The sequence below is a fragment of the Paenibacillus sp. ACRSA genome (assembly GCF_022346845.1).
Classification (GTDB): Bacteria; Bacillota; Bacilli; order Paenibacillales; family Paenibacillaceae; genus Paenibacillus.
This window is the reverse complement of the sequence record NZ_JAKRNP010000003.1, coordinates 422,275-446,019: the sequence shown is the minus strand read 5'-3', so window position 1 is coordinate 446,019 and position 23,745 is coordinate 422,275. Positions and strand designations below refer to the sequence as shown.

Below are 23,745 nucleotides of genomic sequence, written 5' to 3'. Positions count from 1 at the left end.
TAATGATCTACGTCCTGCTGATTCGGAAGTCACTCTTGGGATTGAAGCAAACTGCTCTCGTATATGTAACCCAAATCATTTTAACAAAAAGTAAGGCAAATGTCCTGTTTGATTTCGAAAGTTCGGTTGATTCGTGGTTTGTTTGACAAATAGTTAGTGTATATTTAATATGTAAAAAATAATCTAGGTTTGTGTAATGGGGGTATTAAGCTTCGACTATGAATCAATTGATCTTTAACTGGATTAATCAGTTCGCGGATCGAATTCCGCTGCTTGACTGGTTTATGATTACCTCGGCTGAATATGCCGTATGGATCATGATTGCTCTGCTTGTCCTGGTATGGTTTGTTGGTGATGCTCACAAACAGCGAGTCGTGTTCTATGCGTGTGTGTCTTCTATAGTGGCACTTGTGTTAGCAAAATGGGGCATTTCTCCTGCCGTAGGCCATCCTAGGCCGTTTATGGAAGGGGTTGTGAATCAGCTCGTTCCACATGTGCCTGATCCGTCTTTTCCAAGTAAGCATGCTTCCTTTGTCTTTGCGCTTGCTGCGGCATCGTTTTTCATTGGACGGCGCTTCGGATCTTGGATGTTATTACTGGCTGTACTGACAGGTGTATCACGCGTTTATGTTGGGGTTCATTACCCGGGAGATATTGTAGGTGGGCTCATTCTGGGTAGTCTGGTCAGTGTTACTCTGATTGTTACACGTCAATACACGAAGTCCGTTCCTGACTTTTTCATTCAGATTCATCGACGCATTTTTCGCTGATGTATCAGATTGAGGAATTTGCTTCAATTATAGTAAAAGCAAAAATAAAAGAGTCTCATTTTTTTTGGCGTTGCCAGGATAATGAGGCTTTTTGAGTTGTGAATTTCCAAACATATTCTGAGCGTTTACTAAATTGATTGTAATTTTTCATTGTTAAATGAAATTTATGAAAGATGGATGGGATATATCTACAATTTACGACGGAGTTTGTCGATATAGTATTGATATGTACAATGCTAAGGAGTGGGACTATGAAGAACACGTGGGGAAACGTGGCGGGGAAATTAAGGTTAACGATTCGCATGAAATTATTACTTGGTTTTGCAATCGTCGTGGCATTGCTTGCTTTTGTAAGCATTTATTCGGCAACGCAGATCAAAGATATGTCAAATAAGGCAAACGCCATTGACCAAACATGGATGCCTAGTGTAAGTCTCCTAGGGATGATGAACGGGGATGTATCCGATGTGGAGCGTCTTGCTTTGGCAGTTATCGTGGAAACGAGTCAAGAGGAGATTACCAAGCTCAATGAATCTTTGCAGTTTCTCTTAAACAAGATTGAGGATGAGCGTAAACAGCTCATTGGACTGATTGCTAACAATGAAGAAGCCATGAAGCTATATAATGAGAGTTTTAGTCCAAACTACGATGCGTATGTGGAAAAGATGCCTGTATTTATTGAATTCGGCAAAAGTAACAATTATGGTGAGGCAAGTAGACTTCATAGTGAAGCCTATCCTCTATGGTATACAGCGAATGACACGATTGCTAAATTAATTGAACTTGGCAACAATGGATCAGACGCTGCTACGAATTCATCGGTTGAATCAGCCGAAAGAGCCTTTGTCATTATTATTGCACTGAGTATCACAGCGATCGTACTCGCATTGATTATTGCAGTCTTTATCTCCATTATCATCTCCAGACCGATTCAAAAAATGAATGCGGCAGCGATGCTTATTGCAAATGGAGACCTGACAGGAGAGACAATTCTCCTTAAGAACAAGGATGAGCTGGGAACCCTCGCAGAATCCTTCAACGTTATGACAGGTAACTTGCGTAATATGATTCAATCTGTATCTATGACCTCGCAACAAGTTGCAGCTTCATCGGAAGAATTGCTAGCTAGTGCGGAGCAAAATACAAGTGCATCCAAACAAATCTCGGAAACCGTAGAAGAGCTGGCGGTAGGTACATCCGATCAAGTTAATATCGTTAAGCGTTCATCCCAAGCGATGAGTGAGATGGCTCTAGGCTCAGAACAAATTGCAGAGCTTGCTCAAAGTGTATCGGTATCAGCGGTAGATGCAGCTAATCAGTCTTCCGAAGGAAATATGATCATTAAACAGGCTGTAGAACAAATGGGATCTGTACGTAATTCGATTGCTTCCTTATCGTCATTAGTTACGGGATTGGGAGAGCGTTCTACAGAGATTGGTAATATCACAGAGGTTATCAACAATATTGCTCGTCAAACGAATCTGCTTGCATTGAATGCTGCGATTGAAGCAGCTCGTGCAGGGGAGCATGGTAAAGGTTTCGCTGTCGTTGCTGGTGAAGTGCGTAAGCTGGCAGAGGAATCCTCGATCTCTGCACAACGAATCACGGACCTAGTGCAATTGATTCAAAATGATACAGGGCATGCGGTAGAAGCTGTGAAAGTGAACAGCAGCGAAACCGAAGCGGGAATTGAGATGGTAACCGCAGCAGGCCAAGCCTTCGAACAGATTTCAGATGCCGTGAACAAGGTAGCCGGTGAAATTCAAGAAGTATCCGCAGGCTCGGAAGAGATGTCAGCGAGTACGAATGAAGTTGTAGGATATGTGGATCAGATCTCCAACATTGCTGAGGAAGCTGCAGGTGGAGCGCATAACGTATCCGCTGCAACTGAGGAGCAATTAGCTTCCATGGAAGAGATTGCATCATCAGCGAGCTCATTGTCCCAAATGGCGGAGGAACTGCAAGAACAGATCAATAAATTCAAGGTATAGTCTACGCCAACATTTCGCTGCTTATTGGAAGGAGCAGTGCGATGATGTAGCGGGATTACTGGAATGCTAGTATGTATAGAAGTCGTTATCTGGCGGGTCATATTCCGTTAGGTGACGGCTTCTTTGGTATTGGTACATATCAAAGATGAATATGTCACAACAATGTTATTTCAGAAGTCACCAATGCTTATATTGCAAGTTAGACAAAAGACTATAATGGAAATTAATGGTGGAATTAACAGGGAGTCACACCATAGAGAGGAGCGGGTTGGGAGCTTTTTTACACAAGGCAGAATGTAACAGAATTGATGAAGAGGAGATGAATGATTGGACATGAAACGAAGCTGGTGGAGACGAATCGCAATCATTGCGTTGTCGGCAGGACTACTGGCAGGGAGTTTACCGGTGGGTACAGGATTGATAGGCAAGGCGGATGCGGCCGCTGGCACTCACAATTATGCAGAAGCTCTGCAGAAAGCGATCTATTTCTATGAAACTCAACGATCAGGTAAACTGCCGGCGAATAACCGAGTGGAATGGCGGGGAGATTCAGGACTACGTGACGGAGCTGATGTTGGCGTTGATCTGACAGGTGGATGGTACGACGCTGGCGATCATGTGAAATTTGGCTTGCCGATGGCTTATTCGGCGACAATGCTGGCATGGTCTGTAGTGGAATATCGTGATGGTTATGAGAATGCAGGACAGCTGGAAGAGATCAAGGACAATATCAAGTGGGCAACTGACTATTTTATGAAAGCGCATACGAAACCAAACGAATTATGGGGACAAGTTGGAGCGGGAAATACGGATCATGCTTGGTGGGGGCCTGCGGAAGTCATGCAGATGAACCGTCCGTCATTCAAGATTGATGCTTCTTGCCCAGGTAGTGATCTTGCGGGAGAGACGGCAGCAGCGCTCGCAGCAGCTTCCATTGTATTTGCAGACGATGAACCGGAGTATTCGGCGAAGCTGCTACGACATGCGAAGGAGCTATATAGCTTCGCAGATACGTATCGAGGCAAATACTCGGATTGTATTACGGATGCGCAGTCCTTTTATAATTCATGGTCAGGGTATTACGATGAGTTGGCTTGGGGTGGAGCGTGGCTTTATTTAGCTACAAATGATAGCGCTTACTTGTCCAAGGCAATTGCTGCTACTGACCAATGGGCGTCCGGTGGCTCTACCAATTGGCCTTACACTTGGACGCAGGGATGGGATAACAAAAACTATGGTGCACAAATTCTGCTGGCTCGTATCACTTCCAGTCTGAACATGCCGGAGGCAACAAGATTTATTCAGTCTACGGAGCGCAATCTGGATTATTGGTCGGTCGGTACGAATGGGAACAGAGTGAGATATACGCCAGGAGGTCTGGCTTGGTTGGATCAATGGGGTTCACTCCGCTATGCAGCGAACGCATCCTTTATTGCTTTTGTATATTCGGACTGGGTCAGTGATCCTGTGAAAAAAGCAAGATATCAGGACTTTGCCGTTTCGCAAATGGACTACATCCTGGGGGATAACCCACGCCAGAGCAGTTACGTGGTTGGTTATGGGCAGAATGCTCCGCAGCACCCACATCATCGTACAGCTCATGGTTCATGGGTCAATAGCGAAAGTACCCCAGCGAGCCACCGTCATATTTTGTATGGCGCCATGGTGGGAGGCCCGGATGCATCGGATCAATACACGGATGATATTGGGGACTATGTTAGCAACGAGGTTGCAACCGACTATAATGCGGGATTCACAGGAGCGCTCGCGAAGATGAATCTATTGTTTGGTCAAGGGCATCAGCCTCTTGCTAACTTTCCTGCCCCTGAAGTAAAAGGAGATGAAATTTTCGTTGAGGCAGCCATTAAGGCTTCCGGTTCAAACTTCACGGAGATCAGGGCAATGCTGAACAATCGCTCAGCCTGGCCTGCACGGATGGGGGATCAACTCTCATTTAAATACTTCCTTGATCTAAGTGAGGTCTATGCGGCAGGACGTACAGTCTCGGATGTGAATGTCACGGCATCTTATGCGGAAGGCGCAACAATCTCGCAACCTGTAGTCGTAGATGCAAGCCAACATATTTATGCCATTACCGCCGACTTCAGTGGAACCAAAATCTATCCTGGTGGAGAGGGGCACTATCGCAAAGAAATACAGTTCCGCATTACCGGCCCTCAAGGGGCGTGGAATCCGAATAACGACCACTCATATCAGAATCTAGGTACTGGTAATGTGGCGAAAAGTACCTATCTACCAGTCTATGATGCTGGGGTACGCGTATATGGTCAGGAGCCAGGGATCGCTCCTGTAACGGCTCCAAGCGCACCCGCTAACGTGCAGGCCGCAGCAGGAAGCGCCCAAGTAGCGCTCAACTGGACGGCTGTGCCAGGCGCCACATCCTACTCGGTGAAACGCGCTCCGGTGACGGGTGGACCATATATTTCTGTAGCCACTGGAATCAACGGGCTAACATATACAGATACCGACTTAACGAACGGAACAACCTATTATTATGTCGTTACTGCGGTGAACTCTGCAGGAGAGTCAGGGAATTCTGTTCAAGTTTCGGTAACACCTCAGGCTGCTACAGTCGTACCTGGTACGTTGACGTTAACTGGAACGGCGGGTAACGCTCAAACGATCTTATCTTGGACATCATCCACGGGAGCTGCAAGTTACAAGGTACAGCGTGCGCTTGCAGGAGGAGCCTACACGGATGTAGCAACAGGTTTAACTACACTTACCTATACCGATGCAACGGTATTGAATGGGACGGCATACAGCTACCGCATTGTGGCTGTTAACGCAGCAGGGCAGACGTTGTCCAATGTTGTGACACTGACACCAAGTGCGCCGCCAGCAACGACGGGCACATTAGAAGTTCAGTATCGGACGACAGCATCTGGCGTGTCCAGTAATGCAGTGACGCCACAATTCAATGTAAAGAATACAGGAACTCAAGCGGTTGATCTGAGTACAGTGAAGCTGCGTTACTATTTTACGAAGGATGGTTCAGCCGATCTGAGCTTCTGGTGTGACTATGCACAGGTCGGTGCTGCCAATATTGAAGGTCGATTCATAAACGTGAATCCGGCGAAGGGTACGGCAGATACCTATCTGGAGATTAGTTTTAAATCCGGTGCAGGCAGTTTAGCTCCTGGGGCGGAGACAGGGGTCATTCAGGCACGCTTCTCCAAGACAAACTGGAGCAATTTTGATCAGAGTAATGACTACTCTTATGATGCAACGAAGACGGCTTTTACCACCTGGAGTCAAGTGACTGGGTATCAGGGCAGCACACAAGTGTGGGGGATTGAACCATAATGACCCGTGGAGGCGCCGAATATTCCAAACGTAGTGGATCTTCATAATTCTACTCATTTAGGGAGGTAAGTACATGTTGAAATCAGCCGCGAAGAAAAGTTTGACGGCCATGCTGGCAGGTACAATGATGTTGACCGGATATACCGGATTATGGGCGGGGCCAGGTCAGGCACATGCTGCGGATTCTGCTATTGAGCTTCAAGCAGAGAGTATAAATGAACAGCGGTTTCTACAATTGTATGATCAATTAAAAGACCCAGATAATGGATATTTTTCACCAGAGGGGATTCCCTATCATTCGATTGAAACGTTGTTGAGCGAAGCACCTGACTACGGACATATGACAACTTCAGAGGCATACAGCTACTGGTTATGGCTAGAGACCATGTATGGTCACTACACAGGTGATTGGTCGAAACTCGAAGCAGCTTGGGACAACATGGAGAAGTACATTATTCCAGTCAATGAAGGTGATGGCAAGGAAGAGCAGCCTACGATGAGTTATTATAATCCGAATAGCCCAGCGACGTACGCTGCGGAAAAACCGTTCCCGGATCAGTATCCTTCAGCGATTAATGGACAATATGCGGCAGGCAAAGATCCACTCGATGCCGAACTTAAGGCTTCGTATGGCAATAACCAGACCTATCTGATGCACTGGCTGCTTGATGTAGATAATTGGTACGGATACGGGAATTTGCTGAATCCATCACACACGGTTGCTTATGTGAATACGTTCCAGCGTGGTGAACAAGAGTCTGTATGGGAAGCAATCCCCCATCCATCGCAAGACAATAAAACGTTCGGCAAAGCAAATGAAGGCTTCATGAGTCTGTTCACGAAAGAGAATCAGGCACCTGCAGCTCAATGGCGTTATACCAACGCAACAGATGCTGATGCGCGTGCGGTACAAGTGCTGTACTGGGCCAAGGAAATGGGTTATACCAATACGAAGTATCTGGATAAAGCGAAGAAGATGGGGGACTATCTGCGGTATGGTATGCATGATAAGTACTTCCAGAAGATCGGTAGTGCGAAGAACGGGACACCGACTCCGGGTACAGGTAAGGATTCTAACATGTACCTGATGGCATGGTACACCTCATGGGGCGGTGGCTTAGGGCAAGGTGGAGAATGGGCATGGCGCATTGGAGCGAGTCATACGCACCAGGCTTATCAAAATCCGGTTGCGGCCTATGCGCTGTCCGATCCAGCTGGTGGTTTGATTCCAAAATCGACGACAGCGAAGGACGACTGGAATGCATCCTTGAAGCGTCAATTGGAGTTCTACACGTGGCTGCAATCGCATGAAGGTGCTATTGGAGGAGGGGCAACTAACAGTCTGGATGGCTCCTACAAAGCTTATCCGGCAGGAGTAAGTACTTTTTACGATATGGCATATCAGGAAGCACCAGTATATCGTGACCCAGATTCCAACACATGGTTTGGATTCCAGGCTTGGTCGCTCGAACGTGTAGCAGAGATGTACTATATTCTTGCCGAGAGTGGCGATTTGAGCTCCGAGAACTTCCAAATGGCCAAAAAAGTCATTACCAAATGGATTGATTGGACGAAGGACTATGTGTTTGTAGATGAACGCCCGGTAACCGATGCTCAAGGTTATTACCTGAATGCGGCCGGTCAGCGCGTACTTGGTGGAACCAATGTGCAAGTAGCGACAACGCCAGCTCCAGGGGAATTCTGGATTCCAGGTGGTCAGGAATGGCAGGGTCAACCTGATAAATGGAATGGATTCAGCTCCTTTACAGAGAATCCGAATTTCCATGTCGTCACGAAAGATCCAGCACAGGATACAGGTGTATTGGGCAGTTATATTAAAGCTCTTACCTTCTTCGCAGCAGGTACTCAGGCAGAGGAAGGCGTGTTAAGTGCTGATGGGCAGGAAGCTAAGGATCTCGCTGAGAAGCTACTGGATACAGCATGGGACTATAATGACGGCGTGGGAATTGTAACAGAGGAAGTTCGCAAGGACTATTTCCGCTTCTTTGCCAAAGAAATCTACATTCCTGCGAACTGGACTGGAACGTTTGGTCAAGGAAATAGCATTCCTGGAACAGCAGGCATCCCTTCTGATCCAGCGAAAGGCGGAAATGGTGTATACATCGGGTACTCCGATCTTCGTCCGGCCATCAAGCAAGACCCTGCATGGGCTTACTTGGATAACTTGTACAAAACGTCATATAATCCAACAACGAAAACATGGGAAAAAGGTGCACCAACCTTTACTTATCACCGTTTCTGGTCACAGGTTGACATGGCTACCGCATACGGCGAATATGATCGTCTGCTTGGAGATGAAGAGACTCCAGTAGTTGAAGTGCCCGCAGCACCTGCTGGTGTAACAGCCACAGGGGCTAGTGAACAAGTCGTACTGAAATGGGACACAGCTTCAGGTGCAGCTTCATACACAGTGAAGCGTGCTGAAGTAGACGGTGGGCCATACACTTCGGTTGCAACTGGAGTCACAGGCACAACCTTTACAGACGCGGGATTGACTAATGGTACGACCTATTATTACATCGTCACGGCGATCAATGCCGTAGGTGAATCTACACCATCTTCACAGGTATCTGTAACGCCGCAAGCGGGCGTAGTTGTACCAGACGTACTGACGCTTACAGGTACGGCAGGCAATGCTCAGACGGAGTTAACATGGACGGCATCCACAGGGGCGGACAGTTATAACGTACAGCGTTCTGTTAATGGAGCACCGTACACGGACGTAGCGACCAATGTAACCGAGTTGACGTATACGGACAGCGCGGTAGTCAACGGCACTACGTACAGCTACCGGATTGCGGCTGTGAATGCCAGCGGACAGACATTGTCGAACGTTGTAGCATTGACGCCTACAGCGCCTCCTGCTACAACGGGCAGTATAGAGGTGCAGTATCGTAATGGGAGTTCGGCAGCCTCAGGCAATGCCATTACGCCACAGTTTAACGTGAAGAACACAGGCACAACCGAAGTAGATCTGAGCAAGGTGAAGCTACGGTATTACTTCACGAAGGATAGTGCAGCAGATCTGAGCTTCTGGTGTGATTATGCTCAGATTGGTAGCAGTAATGTGGAGGCACGTTTTGTCGCGGTAGACCCAGCGACAGGAACGGCAGACACGTATCTGGAGATTGGATTCAAAGCCGGAGCAGGAAGCTTGGCAGCAGGTGCGGAGACCGGGGTCATCCAAGGTCGTTTCTCCAAGACCAACTGGAGCAATTTTGATCAGACCAATGATTACTCATTTGATGCAACGAAGACTGCTTTTGGCGCTTGGAGCAAAGTGACTGGGTATCAAGATGGTGTGAAGGTATGGGGAATTGAGCCTTAATCGAGGCGAGCCAAATGAAAGTGTAATGAACAAGCGAAGCCGGGGAGCAATCCCCGGTTTTTCCGTTTTTGCGTTCATAGATACCCAGATCACTATTGAGTTAAACATATTTATGTATAATTGTGGGTATTTATAGCTTTTATTGGTGTAGTAATGTTTTCCACTTATGGAATGAGGTTGATTTATAGTGGTTCTTAAGAACTACTACTTGGATGGGCTAAAGTATACACGTAATTATTGAGATAAAGTGTGTGACACCAAATGGTTACAATAATTTAACCTTTGTCGACAGCTACGTATTAAAGCCGTTTTCCGCGTTTATAACATGTGTATCCCTGATTCTTATTGCTCAAATCGCATGATTTGAATACAGGACTTTGGTCTGATGATCGTTATGGAAAGCCCGTTTACAATGGGGCAAGCCCGGGAGAACCAAGCCAGGTTAAAATTCTGTAACATCAGGGGGAACACGACATCATGAACTGGAAAAGCAAAATGATCACTGCAACACTAACAGCAACGATGCTGATGGGAAGTCTGACGACAGGAGCACTTACAGCGCCGGTATCAGCGGCTGCGGTTCAAAATTCGAAAGTAGAAGTTATCTGGGGCGTTAACATGCGTACTTCAGCATCTTCAAGTGCAAAAGTTGTTCGCATGGTACCGAAAGGTGAGCAAATCACCGTACTTGGGCAGTCTGGATCAAGCTGGTACAAAGTACAGGATGCTAACAAACGTACAGGATACATATCCTCTTCATCCAAATATACAAAAGCTGTGAGCGGAAGTGCGAACACGTCGACTTCTGGCAGCGGCTCATCGAATACCAACCAAGCGGCAGTCGAGAAGGTAATCGCTGCGGGTATGAAGTATTGGGGTACTCCGTATGAGTTCGGAGCAAGCCGTAATAGTACGGCTACCTTTGATTGCTCCAGCTTCATCCGCCAGGCTTTTATTGATGCACTTGGAATCAAGCTGCCAGCCGACTCTCGCCAGCAAGGCGATTATGTTAAAGGCAAGGGCGCTGTTCAGACCAATTGGAAAAATCTAAAACGCGGCGATCTGATGTATTTCATGTCTTATAAAGGGACTAAGTCGTCCTCGTATGCTGGCGTGAACAAGTCCACAGCAAGAATTACGCATACCGGTATTTATCTGGGTGACGGTAAAGTATTGCATACGTATTCCAACGCCGGTGGCGGTGTAACGATCAGTGATATCGCAGGTAAGCATTGGGAATATCGCTTCTTGTTCGGTGGAAGTGCGCTGTAGGAAAGCCTCTTTCTCTCAGTTAGATGTTAACTAGGCATGTTTGCGGAAACCCAAATGAACTTTGGGATTAAGTGTAGGTCAACCTTCATGAGCATCCACTAATTTTGGTTGAATTCCAGCTTCGATGCTGAGGTGCCTGGGGCATCCATTGTAATCATAAGCGAACTTGTTGAACAACTTCTACAAGTAAGACTAACAAATAACCTGCCATCTACGCCACAAAGGGTAGACGGCAGGTTATTTGTTGTAATTGCTATCCTAATTCAGTCCTGATAGTAGAGACGGAACAGGATGTCCTGGTTATAGTTTCCGAACCCTTCGCCATATAAGGTCATACCCCCGACATGCTGCGCATCTTCCTCAACCGATAAACGCAATGTCCACTGATTGCGCTCCACCGGAATGTCCGATAGTCTCACATCAGATAAACGCTGTCCATCGATAAATGTCCCCTCATCGGTAATACGCAGCACTTTTAACATGCCGTATTGATTGACACTCTCGCTCCACCATTCTGGTGTGAACACACCGCGTCCGTTGCCGGAATCGCCGGGACTTGTCCATTCTCCGAGCCTGATCCCATTCAGTGTAAACGTAATATCAGAGGGCCAGTTTGGATTGACGGACGGTGCTTCTGAACCGATCTCCAGAGACAGCTCAATCGCATTAATCTGTTGCCCGGATAGAATGTAGTTTGGAATTTTATATTCCACAAATCCTCGCCCCATCCAGAGAATTAAAGCATGCATCCGCTCCGGGTCTAAAAAGTAACGTGGGTCATCATACTGACCGATCACATGAGTAGAGGTAGCTAAACCACAGGTTGGATATACGTCAAAATGAGTGTAGTGCCCCACCGGAATCGCAACCTCATGAACTTTGTTGGATGATCCAGTGTCCTGAGGCATCGAGATTCCGATCCAATCCACCGCTAAACTGTTCATTTTGTGGGTACCGCCGTCTTTGCGGATCATCTTCGATTGAATAATGCCCACGTCCTGAAGTTTTCGAACATGCATAGTTACAATGGCACTGCTTAGACCAAGCGAAGCAGCGATATCTTTGACGTTCATGGGAGTGTCTGCAACGAGACGGATAATTTGCAGACGAACTTCACTGGCAAGCGCCTCATAGAGGGGCAGCCATTCTGCATCGGTATTTGCTTTGATCACTTGTGTTCCTCCAAGCCATAAATTATAGAATTAAGTTAAACATAAATCCAAATTAAAGAGTAACATTTTTCGAAAATCGGGTTGAAATTATTGTTATAATCGATTTTAATATAAATATAAACGTTTATCCATACATTTTGAATTAATTATAATATTAATCCTAAGGAGTGTTACCTCGATGGAAAAAGCGAAAATGACGGTAGACAAAGATTTTAAAATTGGTGAAGTTGATAAGCGCTTGTACGGATCTTTTATTGAACACCTGGGACGCGCTGTATATGGTGGGATTTACGAGCCGGGACATCCTTCAGCGAATGAGCAAGGTTTCCGTACGGATGTGCTGGAGATGGTGAAGGAGCTGCAGGTACCGATTGTACGTTATCCAGGAGGAAATTTTGTATCCGGTTACAATTGGGAAGATTCCGTTGGACCCGTGTCTGAGCGCAAGCGTAGATTGGAACTCGCATGGAGAACGATCGAGACGAATGAATTTGGCTTCAACGAATTCGTAGACTGGACGAAGCAAGCGAATTCCGAAGTGATGATGGCGGTCAATCTGGGAACAAGAGGAGCAGATGCTGCGCGTAATATCGTAGAGTATAGCAACCATCCAGAAGGTTCGTATTATAGTGATCTGCGGATCAAGCATGGATACAAAGAGCCGCATGCGATCAAAACATGGTGTCTAGGTAACGAGATGGACGGCCCTTGGCAGATTGGTCACAAAACGGCTGAGGAGTACGGACGTGCTGCTGTAGAGGCGGCAAAAGTGATGAAGTGGACGGATCCAACGATTGAATTGGTTGCTTGTGGAAGTTCAAACTTAAACATGCCATCATTCCCGGATTGGGAAGCGACGGTGCTGGATCATACGTATGATCACGTCGAGTACCTTTCCCTTCACCAATATTATGGCAATCAGGAGAATGATACGCCGACATTCCTTGCCCGCTCGCTTGAAATGGATCGTTTCATCGACACGGTGAAGGCAACTTGTGATTATATCAAAGCGAAGAAACGCAGTAAGAAGACGATGTATCTCTCCTTTGACGAATGGAACGTATGGTATCACTCCCATGAAAATGATTCGAAAATGGATCCATGGCAGATTGCTCCGCCACAACTGGAGGATATTTATAACCATGAGGATGCTCTTCTCGTAGGTTGTATGCTGATCAGCATGCTCAAACACGCGGATCGGGTCAAAATGGCATGTCTCGCACAGCTCGTTAACGTTATCGCGCCAATTATGACAGATACAGGCGGTGGTTCATGGAGACAGACGATCTTCTATCCGTTCATGCACGCTTCCGTGTACGGACGTGGAACAGCATTGGTGCCATTGATTCAATCTCCGAAATATGACACTAAACAAATTACGGATGTTCCTTATCTGGAAGGGATTGCGGTGCATAACGAAGAACGCGGAGAAGTGACTGTGTTTGCAGTGAACCGTCATCTGGAAGAAACTTTGCCGCTTGAAGTGGACTTGCGCAGCTTCGGGAAGTGCAGCTTGATTGAGCATATCGTGCTGGAGAATGATGATCTCAAAGCGACCAATACCCTAGCACAGCCGAACCGTGTTGTTCCGCATAACCGCGGGGGAGCAGAGGTGTCGGATACGTTGATTACAGCAAGCCTTGCCAAAGCGTCTTGGAACGTTATCCGACTGAAGGTTCAGTGAGAGCGCAAGCTAAATTGATGTAGAGTTCTCCAGTAAGGCTAGAGATATATCAATTGAGATTTCAGTGAGAGAACAGACTGAAACTTCAGTGAAGAACACAGATTAAACCGATTGAAAATCAGTAAGGTCAAAGGCAAAATCGATGAGGAATCAGTAAGAACACAGACATAAGCGGGACTGGGCACGATTATACTTGTGGTAAATTAAGTTAAATGCCCGACCGAGAGGGAAGTAAAGAGGGACGTCAGCGAGTTAACGTCTTCCTTGAATCTCAAAGAGCTGGATGCGAGTTTTCATCGCATCCAGCTTTTTTCATGTTTATATACAACAATTGGTCAGGTCAGGCTATCGAATGTTGAGAAGATAAGGTGGGATAATCCGCGAGGTTGCATGTAATGTAACATGTAGGTTGCAAGGGAATAAGGTGGTATGCAAAGAAAAAGTGTACGTTGGAGATGCAGCAAATATTGCATCAGCATTTATTGTATTAACTCTTCATGAACCTATCGTACTCATAGTTGTTGGTAAGTCTATTATTGAGTACGTAGTCCTGGTGCATGAGTTCTAACGAATCTAGGAAACCTTATTGTGCCCATTATCACCAAAGTAGAATTTTAACGAATCTGAGACACGTTATCTTACACAAAAGGTGGATGAATGCCGGGAAAAGTGTGCTTAGAGCAAGAATAACGTGCGCAGGATTCGTTAGCATTTTAGAATAGCCTACAAGCGCTCAATAGCGTGTCCTGAGTTCGTTACCTAAAAACTCAAAACTCAAAACTCTCACCATCACGCGGGATGAGTACCTGACCATCTAACTGCTTAGATGACAGGTGTTTGGCGAGATCAGCGCGGGTTACTACGCAATGGTTAATGGCATCCATATGCACAGCGATCACATGAGCAGAAGGTGCATGTTGCTTCACAGCCACAACGTCATGCTCGTCCATCGTAATGGGGTCACCTTCATTGAAGCGTGCACCCCCGGCATTAACGACAATAACGTCTGGTGTATATTGACTAATCGCCTCAGCAGGCTCCTCGCACCAGATCGTATCACCAGCAATATACGTGACGGGTTCACCGTCTGCTTCCAGGACGAAGCCGGATACGTTGCCCATACGTTTACCAATCTCACCCGTACCATGATGACCAGAGGTGCGAGCGAATCGTACCGAATGATGCTCATGTTTATCCTCTACAGCCGTTACGTCAGTGAACCCCGCATTGGTAAACACATGCTCATCTCCAGGCTGGCATAATAGCGGGATATCTTTGCGGAGATGCTTCGCAGCAGCTTCATCCCAATGATCTGGATGGGTGTGAGTGACAATCAACAGATCAGGGTTGAGATAATCTGTTTCGGTTTCTGGCAGGCTCACTCTCGGATTGCGCAACTCATTCGGTGTGTTCGGAAATCCAGGCATGGATTCAGCATCCATTAACATCGGATCAACTAGGATGTTCAGACCTCCATATTCCAGCCATAGTGTAGCATTACGGATCAATTGAATTTTCATTATATTTGCACTCCTTTGGATTGTTGAATAGTATTATCCTATATGTTATACAACCCGATTAACGTCGTACATAACCTGATGAACGGAAACAGATCGAACTTATTTCAAGATGAAAGGATTGCTACAGCTAGATGAATGAAACGATAGATGACACAGACCGGCGTATTTTGCAAATCCTCATTCAGGACGCCAAACGTTCTCACAAAGAAATTGGAGAAGACGTTCACCTGACTGGACAGGCTGTAGGGGCAAGAGTGCGCAAGCTACAAGATCTAGGCGTGATCGAAGGATACACAGTAAAATGGAACCCGGAGCGTATTGGCCTCGGTCTTCAGGCGTTTATTACGGTGTTTTTGAACTCCGGCGATCGGCACGCCGCATTTCGTGCGTTTATTGCTACACGGGAAGACATCGTTGAAGTCCATCGTATTAGCGGAGAAGGCTGTTACCTCATGCGTGTTCGCACAGGAACGACTGAACAACTGAACCAATTACTTGAGGAACTTTTACCTTATGGAAACTATAGGATGAACTTGTCTCTCCATGTGGAGAAATAAGTTGCGGCAGACTACCCTTGTCATGGAAGTAAGGCACCGCATGGCGGGAGCTGCACACGCAATGTTCAAGTCATAACGATGACATATACTCATCCTCTCGCGGATGCTTATCGCGTAATGTTTGCTGAAGCAGGTTGATCGCTTTATCTCGTTCTTTTTTGCTAAGCAAATGATCTGTTGCAATGTGGTGCCGTGTGCCGTCATTTAGGAATAGCACAATCATTGGTGAAGACGACAAGATCCACTTGCTAAAGTGATACGAGGATAATTCAATTTTGCGAATTTGTTCCCAACGGATGTTCCGTTTACCGCACAGGATGGCTTCATCATTCCATGACAATAACACAGGTGGCTTCTTGATGAATCGAGCTCCAAACATCAGGCATAACGGGCCGATGAACCATATGCCCAGAACGGCTGCAATCGAGTAATATAACGTTTCAAGTTTGCCCGATAACCCATCATATATAAACCACAACAGTAGAATGCATAGGATAATGAACAGCAGACACAGTGTTCCCTTCCAGAGAGCTGTGAATCGTCGGTACCGAATATGCTGAATATTCGGAGTAGATGTTGTTGAGTCCATGAACCAATCAATCCTCCTTTATGACCATCATATAACGAAATATGCCGCTCTGCGAGGCAGGCGGCATATTTCATGTTCGTTTATCCTGAGACGGCTGAATTATCTTCTCCAGCTTCTAGAGCATGCTTATACAGGTCGGCATATACGCCTTTGTCGGCGATCAGCTTCTGATGTGATCCTTCTTCGACAATCTCGCCATTCTCCATGACGAGAATCCGGTCAGCATGCATGACAGTGGAGAGTCGGTGTGCAATGACAATCGTTGTGCGCCCTAGAGATACAGTTTCCAGGGCTTGCTGTACCAGTTGCTCGGTATGGGAGTCTAGATTAGCTGTTGCTTCATCCAAGATGAGCACACGAGGCTCGAATACCACAATTCTTGCAAACGATATAAGTTGTCGCTGCCCAGCCGACAATCCGCTGCCTCGTTCAGATAAACGTGTATCGTATCCTTCAGGCAAACGCTCAATCATCGCTGCTGCCCCGACAAAACGGCAGGCATCCATTGCCTTTTCCCGAGAAATATCTTCGCGGAACATACGCACATTATCGATGATCGATCCGGAGAACAGAAAGGGCTCCTGCTGAATTAAGCCAACGATTCGATGAAGATTGGCTTGAGGGATTCGTCGGATATCTGTACCATCGATCTCAATACGACCTGCCTGAACATCATAGAAGCGATTCAGTAGAGAGATCAGTGTGCTTTTGCCTGCCCCCGTTGTGCCTACAATGCCGACCATTTCTCCAGGGTACAGATGCAGATTCAGATGCTCTATCAGTGGACGATCTGGTTGGTACCCGAACGATACATCGTTAAAATCAACCTGACCCATTACGTGCTGTGGCTCAAGTAGGTGAGCATCTTGGGGCTTGGGATCCGCAACCTCTGGGCGGGTACTTAGAATTTTCCAGATGCGATCCATGGATACCGTGGTGGATTGGAACGTGTTCCATTGCATCGTAATCTGGTTGATCGGCTGAAAGAACTGGCGAATGTAGCTGATAAAGGCGTAGAGTACACCTACCTGTAATGACTCGCCAAGGACTGCGCGACCTCCCAGCCAAACCATCATGACCAGTGCGGCATTGCCTAGAATATCAAATGTACGGTTGAAGATTACATTGGAACGAGCTTGAGTAATGTTGGCTTGCAGGTGATCCTGATTTTTCTCCGAGAAGCGTTTCTTCTGTTCTTCTTCCTGATGAAAAGCTTGAATGAGGAACATGCCGGACAAGTTCTCTGCGGTAAACGCAATCAGACGAGAGAGACGTGTGCGTGCATTCTGATAAGCTTTTCGTAGTCTGCTCCGAAATAATACGGCAACGATAGCGATAATCGGTAACACAAGGAGTGAATATCCTGCCAGTACCGGATCTAGTTGAAACATGAAAAAGATAATGAGAACAAGCATCATGCCATCCCGAATCAGACTGAGCAGCACTTGCGTGAAGAAACTGCTGATCGTTTCTGTATCGCTGGAGACATTCGTAACCAGGCTGCCAATGTGAAACCGATCAAAAAATGACATCGACATTTTGGAAATATGTCGGAATAGGTCTTTGCGAATACGAGAGACGATGTTCTGACCGACATGTTGCAACAGATTATTTTGTACATAAGTAAAAATAAAGCTAATGACAGCTAAGCCTAAATAAACGGCTGCGAGTTGAACCAGAAATGCAACACTTGTTTGACCTATCGCAAGATGGTCATCGATCGCGATTTTTACTAAATAAGGCTGAAGTAAATCAGCAGAAATGCCAAGTAAGGAGCACAGGAAAATTCCCAGAAAGGTAAGTCTATGCGGTTTGGCATAGGCCATCATGGCTTTGAAGGAAGTGTGCTTATTCTGATCTGGCTCCGTTACTGTTGTTGTTGTGGTATTTGCATCAGGTGTATGGTCACTCAAGATGTAATCCCTCCTCCTGCAAACGATACGTTGCGGCATATAAGCCATTCGCCGCCATCAACTGGGAGTGGGTGCCTTGTTCTGCGATACGCCCCTGGTCGAGCACAATAATGTCATCTGCATGACGAACCGCGCTGATCCGATGTGAAATGATCAATGTTGTTTTGCCTTTACCGATCTCACGTAGACTTCGCAAAATGCCACTTTGGGTAACGGCATCCACAGCACTCATACTGTCGTCGAGAATGAGTAACTGGGCTTTCTTAATTAATCCTCGAGCCAAGCTGGTACGTTGCCGCTGTCCACCAGATAGGGTAAGTCCACGTTCGCCGAGTAGAGTATCAAAGCGGTCTGGGAAACGTGTGATGTTATCGTAGATCATCGCTTGCTTCGCGCTGTGTTCTACTGTACTGAGCGATGCATTACGGTCACTGAAGGCAATATTGTCTCGAATAGTGGTACTGAATAAGAATCCATCTTGCGGAACATAGGCAATGCGGGATCGCAGGCTCTCCAGCGATAAAGCACGAATATCCGTACCGTTCATGCGAATCGTGCCCTCTGGTGGTTCGTATGTACGAAGTAACAGCTTAACCAAGGTGCTTTTGCCTGAACCAGTTCTGCCTACAATGCCGACCGTACGACCTGCACGAATGTTTAGCCGGATATCACGGAGTGAAGGAGAAGAACTTCCTGGGTACGTAAACGTCAGACGGTCAATGGAGATGTCACTTACCTCATTGAGCGCTTTAGCGCCTGAACGTTCTCGGACATCAGGCACCTCCAGAAGCAGATCGTTGACTCTCTCCAGTGAAGCTCCCGAGCGTTGCATGGTATTGATCACATTACCAATCTGCTGCAGCGGCCCCATAATAATACGCAAATATAATGTGAGTGCTACAAAACTACCGAGCGTGATGGAATTTTGCATTGTTAGTATGCCGCCAACGAGCAGTGATATAACGAGTGAAATGGCACCGAGTAGCGGAAGTAGAGCCTGAAATAGAGACGATAGGCGTACTAATCGCAGTTGTTTTGCTTTGATTGCATCAACGGTTGTGCCAAACCGTACCTGTGCAATGTCTTCAATAGCAAATGTTTTGGTAACCCGGATGCCACCCAGCTGTTCTTCCGCAGCTTCGGTCATATTCGCCAGAGCCTCCTGCACGTCGCGGGAGCGCTTTCGAATGCGCGGGCCAAAAAATACGACCAGAAATGGGATGGCTAACAACGGAATTACACTGATCAGAATTAAGCTCAGAGGAATTCCACTGAGCAGCATCATGACAATGCAGGACAACAACAAGAAGGTAGCATTGGTCATCATTGTAACACCGTTGGAGATCGCTTCACGTACTGACGTCACGTCATTCATCACATAGCTGAGCAGCTTGCCATTACCTTGTTTGGAAAAATAGTGCTCGCTGAGTTCGGAAAATTTGCCGAATATTCGCTCACGTGTCATGAATTCAAACCGACGGCCAAGCTTCATAATCATGAATTGTCCTGTACCGAACAGTAAATTATAAGCGATGGCAATAGCCAGTAAGGAGAGGCTGTACTGAACGACGGTGTCCATCTGAATTTTAGTTTGCATTAACTGATCCGTGAAGCTGCCCAGAATTCGGGGCAAAGATGCCTGACCTACATTGGAGGCAATGATTAGAAGGATAGCGACCAGATATACAGGCCAGTTGGCAACCACATAGCCTCGTAATAATCCTGTCTTGGACATAAGATAGGTTCTCCTTTGTTTAATTAAGAAGTGGATTCGGAGGCAAAGTCAGCAAAAGGGCCGACACCTGATATTAGCGCGCCGTGCCCTCTTACTGTATGCAATCTAGTTTGTAATTTATCCGTCATTCGATCAATTTCTCTATACTTATTTTTGCTCTATTCCGTACGGATGTCAACAAAGCAAGCAAGCATGTACTCGGGAAAATAGGTCGACATAGAGCGTGTATTTACGATTTTGGAATGAACCCGAGAGAAGTTGTGCGTTCTAACATTATTCATCTTAATGACGATAAAGTGAAACATTTTCCAAGGGAGCCCCGTCTGTAGGATTGAGAAGTTCAAAAATAGGGCTTACTACTACCAGGAGGTGCCAAGGCATGAAACATAAAAAAGGATTGGCGGCAACGCTTGCACTATGCGTGTCATTAACGGCAGGAGGTGCTTCTGTACTCGCTTTTTCGGATGTGAAGGATGAAGGGCAAAAAACAGTTGTAGATACATTGAAGTCCAAAGGTATTGTGAATGGAGTAACAGCAGATCTGTTCCGTCCAAATGCTGCATTGTCTGAGCCACAAGGTGTACAGATGATCGTGAAGGCTTTTGGTTTGAAGAATGAATACGCGGCTGCCGCGGCTCAAAATAAAATTAGTCCTGACACATGGTATGCTGATGCTGTACAGGCTGCAACGCAGAATGGTCTGTCCATTCCGGTGGAGTTGAATCCGCAAGGTGAAATGACGCGTGAACAATTTGTTATTTTGCTACACGAAGGTATTAATACAACGGGTAACTATCCAGTGATCATGAAATATAATCTTGTTAATGACGAAAATAAAATTGGTGAGGACGCCAAATCTGCGGTCCAGAACCTGTTAAATATGAACATCATTGAACTGGATAAGGACGGTAATTTCCGCCCAGATCAGTCACTTACTCGTATGGAGGCTGCAAGCATGATTTTCAATGCAATTGAATTTGTGGAATCGCATGGGGAGGATGGATCGTCTGAACCCGCTCCAACTGATCCAGCTGATCCAGGTGAGGGTCAACAGGGGATCGTACCAAGCGTAACAACAACCAAGGTCGATGATAAAACGACTAAAGTGAAGTTGACGGCTGAAATGCCGCATCCCGGTTATGGCTTGAAGATTGATGATGTGAAGCTGGAGAAAGATGGACGTGCAATCGTGCATTACACTATTGTTCAGCCTGATCCTGACATGATGTATCCCATGGTTATTACGAATGTAACTGCTGAAACAGACATTCCGACAGGCTACACAGCAGAAGTACAGCCATCAGGTAAGTAAATTAGAATGTTACTATTCTGTAGTTCAACTTATATAGATAGGAATATAAAAAAATAGGCAATTCGATGAAGCTGCTGTCTGTATTGTACAGGCGGCAGCTTTTATCTTGTTCATTTTGTGTTATTTGTATAGTGAAACTTATGCTCACATCTATGTTATGATCTTTATATATTCAAAAGTTTGAATGAAGGGGTATAACGTATGAATCAGAGCATACAACAGTTTAAATCGGACTTTTTCAAAGCCTTAGCTCATCCTATGCGGATTCAGATTCTGGAGTTGCTGAGTGAAGGGGCGAAGAATGTTAACGAGCTGCAAAGTATCCTGGGGTCAGAAGGCTCCGCCGTTTCGCAACAACTGGCTGTATTACGTAGTAAAAATGTTGTGCAGGGTCTGAAAGAAGGGACTACGGTCATATACTCTCTGCGGGATCCTTTGATCAAAGACTTGCTGGAGGTTGCCAAACAGATTTTTGACAATCATTTGGTGGATGCCATTTCGATGTTGGAAGATATTCGCAAAGAAACATAAACATGCTAGGACGGGTTTTCAGACACGTCCTAAACAAGAGGAACCTGAAGTAAGTTCAGGAACTTCTTGTTTTTCTGCATCTAATTATTGTCTCAGGTGTGAGCGGTACGATTGACAGCGTGCTCGCAGGGGCGTAGTCTTTTTATTATATTCAAATATTCAAATATATAAAGAAAAGAAGGTTAAGCCAGATGAAATGGATGGGGAGATATACAGGGTATAATGGATCTTCTTTTCGAAAGGATATGTTATCGGGATTAATTGTAGGTATCATTGCGATTCCACTCGGTATGGCGTTTGCTATCGCTTCTGGAGTTAAACCGGAGTATGGTTTGTATACAACTGTGATCGCAGGGATTCTTATTTCTTTGCTGGGGGGATCTAAGTTCCAGATTGGCGGGCCAACGGGGGCATTCATCCCCATCCTCTTCGCCATTGTGATGCAGTATGGATATGAAAATTTATTGATTGCCGGAATCATGGCCGGATTGATGCTTGTGCTAATGGGGTTGTTTAAGCTAGGGGCGTTGATCAAGTTCATCCCACGACCCGTGACCATCGGATTTACAGCGGGGATTGCCGTCATTATTTTCAGTGGGCAGATTGCTAATTTTCTAGGATTACACGGGATTGAAAAACATGAAGATTTTTGGTCCAATATGAAAGAAATCGGAACGCATATTTCAACCGTTAATATATATAGTCTGCTGACAGCGGGCAGTTGTCTGGCTGTTATTCTGCTTGTGCCTAGATTTGCGCCAAAGGTGCCTGCGTCACTGATAGGTTTGGTTCTATCGACAGTAGTCGCAGCATTATTTTTTGAAGGACAGGTGACTACGATTGGATCGTCCTTTGGTGCGATACCAAGCTCCTTGCCTCAATTTCATGTGCCTGAAATTACGTGGGAGCGAATCGTGAACTTGCTGCAACCCGCTTTTGTCATTGCCATGTTGGGCGGAATCGAATCGTTGTTGTCTGCTGTTGTTGCCGATGGTATGACCGGAAGTCGACATAACAGCAATCGGGAGCTTATTGGGCAGGGGATTGCTAATATGGTGACGCCATTATTTGGTGGTATTCCTGCAACAGGAGCGATTGCACGTACAGCGACGAATATTAAATCTGGAGCTGTGTCACCATGGTCTGGAGTTATTCATGGCGTAGTAGTCCTACTGGTAATTGTTCTGTTCGCACCCTATGCTTCCCACATTCCACTTGCCAGTATGGCTCCAGTTCTGATGATGGTAGCCTGGAATATGAGTGAACGGAGATCGTTCATGCATGTATTGAAAACCAAAACGAGCGATTCCCTCGTTCTGCTCATTACCTTTTTATTGACCGTATTTACAAGTTTAACGACGGCTGTAGAGGTTGGCTTGATTATGGCTGTCCTTTTATTTGTTAAACGGATGAGTGAGATGTTGAAGGTTGCCAAAGTGCTGCCTGATCCCAATCATAAACATGAGAAAGTCATGGACTACATGGTGCGCGAAGGACATGATTGTCCACAGATAAACTTGTATACGATTGAAGGGCCGTTATTTTTTGGTGCAGCAGATCGATTTGAGAAGTCAGTCATGGATTCAATTCATCGGAGACCAGGTATTTTGCTGTTACGCATGGGCAAGGTGCCCTTTATGGATACGACAGGTGAATCCAATCTGGCTCATGTTGTTAAGCATATGGAGAGATCTAGGGGGACGGTTTTACTTTCGGGTATTCAGGCACAACCATTGGAGATGCTGAAGAAAACAGGCTTGATAGAACGGATTAATCCTGATCATATGTTTGAGCACACGGGTGAAGCCATTAATTATGCATTAGCGCATCTAGATGATCAGAAATGCAAGGGTTGCAAGCATTTTGCATTTCGTGAATGTGCAGCATTATCAAGCGCTGGAACCGATTCAGAGCGTATGAGTAGGCTGAAATCAGGAAAGCGAGTCGAAGCAAATAGCCCCATGTAATCCACTGAAGCTAGAGGAAGCTATGGCACGTTGAAGCTGCTGTCTGCATTGAACAG

The 23,745-nt window shown here is 46.1% G+C and carries 15 protein-coding genes; 10 read left to right on the top strand and 5 right to left on the bottom strand.

The features are described from left to right. The first annotated feature begins 218 nt into the window (after window positions 1-218). The 5 genes from MH215_RS11595 (at window position 219) to MH215_RS11575 (ending at window position 10,709) form a co-directional block, all read left to right on the top strand. Window positions 219-770, top strand: a complete 552-nt coding sequence (locus MH215_RS11595; protein ID WP_239290320.1) for an undecaprenyl-diphosphatase — start codon at window positions 219-221, stop codon at window positions 768-770. Window positions 771-1,021: 251 nt separating this feature from the next. Beyond that, window positions 1,022-2,761 (top strand): methyl-accepting chemotaxis protein, encoded by a 1,740-nt coding sequence (locus tag MH215_RS11590; protein WP_239290319.1) that lies wholly within the window; start codon window positions 1,022-1,024, stop codon window positions 2,759-2,761. Window positions 2,762-3,094: 333 nt separating this feature from the next. Continuing rightward, entirely contained in the window at window positions 3,095-6,088 is a 2,994-nt protein-coding gene (locus MH215_RS11585) for a glycoside hydrolase family 9 protein (RefSeq protein ID WP_239290820.1), read from the top strand. A gap of 73 nt (window positions 6,089-6,161) precedes the next feature. After that, the gene (locus MH215_RS11580) at window positions 6,162-9,437 is read left to right on the top strand and encodes a glycoside hydrolase family 48 protein (RefSeq protein ID WP_239290318.1); all 3,276 of its coding nucleotides are present in this window, start codon (window positions 6,162-6,164) and stop codon (window positions 9,435-9,437) included. Between the two features lie 477 nt (window positions 9,438-9,914). Then, window positions 9,915-10,709, top strand: coding sequence for a C40 family peptidase (locus MH215_RS11575; protein WP_239290317.1), 795 nt, complete (start codon window positions 9,915-9,917; stop codon window positions 10,707-10,709). 263 nt (window positions 10,710-10,972) lie between these two features. Here MH215_RS11575 and MH215_RS11570 read toward each other — a convergent pair whose 3' ends face one another. Further along, window positions 10,973-11,881 carry an ArsR/SmtB family transcription factor gene (locus MH215_RS11570; RefSeq protein ID WP_239290316.1) on the bottom strand — a complete coding sequence of 303 codons (909 nt, stop codon included), beginning with the start codon at window positions 11,879-11,881 and terminating at the stop codon, window positions 10,973-10,975. A gap of 178 nt (window positions 11,882-12,059) precedes the next feature. Here MH215_RS11570 and arfA point away from each other — a divergent pair, with 178 nt between their 5' ends. Beyond that, window positions 12,060-13,565, top strand: coding sequence for an arabinosylfuranosidase ArfA (gene arfA, locus MH215_RS11565; protein WP_239290314.1), 1,506 nt, complete (start codon window positions 12,060-12,062; stop codon window positions 13,563-13,565). 767 nt (window positions 13,566-14,332) lie between these two features. On the opposite strand, the gene MH215_RS11560 is transcribed toward arfA, so the two are convergent. Next, the gene (locus tag MH215_RS11560) at window positions 14,333-15,085 is read right to left on the bottom strand and encodes an MBL fold metallo-hydrolase (protein ID WP_239290312.1); all 753 of its coding nucleotides are present in this window, start codon (window positions 15,083-15,085) and stop codon (window positions 14,333-14,335) included. A gap of 131 nt (window positions 15,086-15,216) precedes the next feature. Between MH215_RS11560 and MH215_RS11555 the strand changes: the two genes are divergently transcribed. After that, complete coding sequence (locus tag MH215_RS11555; RefSeq protein ID WP_239290310.1) at window positions 15,217-15,642, top strand: Lrp/AsnC family transcriptional regulator; 426 nt, start codon at window positions 15,217-15,219, stop codon at window positions 15,640-15,642. Between the two features lie 70 nt (window positions 15,643-15,712). Here MH215_RS11555 and MH215_RS11550 read toward each other — a convergent pair whose 3' ends face one another. From MH215_RS11550 to MH215_RS11540, 3 genes are all read right to left on the bottom strand, one after another. Beyond that, window positions 15,713-16,231: a hypothetical protein gene (locus tag MH215_RS11550; protein WP_239290308.1), complete on the bottom strand. Its 519-nt coding sequence runs from the start codon at window positions 16,229-16,231 to the stop codon at window positions 15,713-15,715. Window positions 16,232-16,311: 80 nt separating this feature from the next. Further along, on the bottom strand, window positions 16,312-18,060 hold the full coding sequence (locus MH215_RS11545) for an ABC transporter ATP-binding protein (RefSeq protein ID WP_239290819.1): 1,749 nt from the start codon (window positions 18,058-18,060) through the stop codon (window positions 16,312-16,314). Between the two features lie 76 nt (window positions 18,061-18,136). After that, a complete protein-coding gene (locus MH215_RS11540) occupies window positions 18,137-19,879 on the bottom strand; it encodes an ABC transporter ATP-binding protein (protein ID WP_239290306.1) in 1,743 nt (580 codons plus the stop codon). A 379-nt stretch (window positions 19,880-20,258) separates the two neighbouring features. Here MH215_RS11540 and MH215_RS11535 point away from each other — a divergent pair, with 379 nt between their 5' ends. From MH215_RS11535 to MH215_RS11525, 3 genes are all read left to right on the top strand, one after another. Next, window positions 20,259-21,191, top strand: coding sequence for an S-layer homology domain-containing protein (locus tag MH215_RS11535; RefSeq protein WP_239290304.1), 933 nt, complete (start codon window positions 20,259-20,261; stop codon window positions 21,189-21,191). Window positions 21,192-21,392: 201 nt separating this feature from the next. Then, window positions 21,393-21,722 carry an ArsR/SmtB family transcription factor gene (locus MH215_RS11530; RefSeq protein WP_056694052.1) on the top strand — a complete coding sequence of 110 codons (330 nt, stop codon included), beginning with the start codon at window positions 21,393-21,395 and terminating at the stop codon, window positions 21,720-21,722. Window positions 21,723-21,913: 191 nt separating this feature from the next. Further along, the gene (locus MH215_RS11525; RefSeq protein ID WP_239290302.1) at window positions 21,914-23,689 is read left to right on the top strand and encodes a SulP family inorganic anion transporter; all 1,776 of its coding nucleotides are present in this window, start codon (window positions 21,914-21,916) and stop codon (window positions 23,687-23,689) included. Window positions 23,690-23,745 lie beyond the last annotated feature (56 nt).